Source organism: Pseudomonas sp. Soil_N_39 (assembly GCF_057655955.1).
The window spans coordinates 1-356 of record NZ_JBDGLI010000057.1 but is presented as its reverse complement, the minus strand read 5'-3'; the positions used below and the strand labels follow the sequence as shown (position 1 = coordinate 356).

Genomic DNA, 356 nt, shown 5'->3' with positions numbered 1-356 from the left:
GAGTCGATAAAAGGTGCATCCGGCGGCAACCTGGAAGCCATCGCTCCAAACACCGCGCCAGTCAGCACCGTCGTCAGCGATGTCAACGACACAACCACCGTGACGTTGACCGCTACACCGACCGTGAACGAAAACGGCACCATCACTTACACCGCGACCCTGACCGGTGCCGACGGTAAACCCGTCACTGCGCAAAACGGTCCAGTCACCGTCACCCTCGACAGCGGCAAAACGATTACCATCGCCGCCGGCGCGAGCTCGGGCATGCTCGACGTAGCCGTCGGCAACGACGTGTATCAAGGTCCGACCACCGTCACCGAGTCGATCAAAGATGCATCCGGCGGCAACTTGGAAGC

Annotated in this window: 1 protein-coding gene; it reads left to right on the top strand. The window is 61.0% G+C overall.

Going from position 1 to position 356, the window contains the following annotated elements; genetic code table 11:
- On the top strand, nt 1–356 hold a 356-nt coding region (locus tag AC3A5O_RS28810; protein WP_487754024.1), incomplete at both ends, for an immunoglobulin-like domain-containing protein.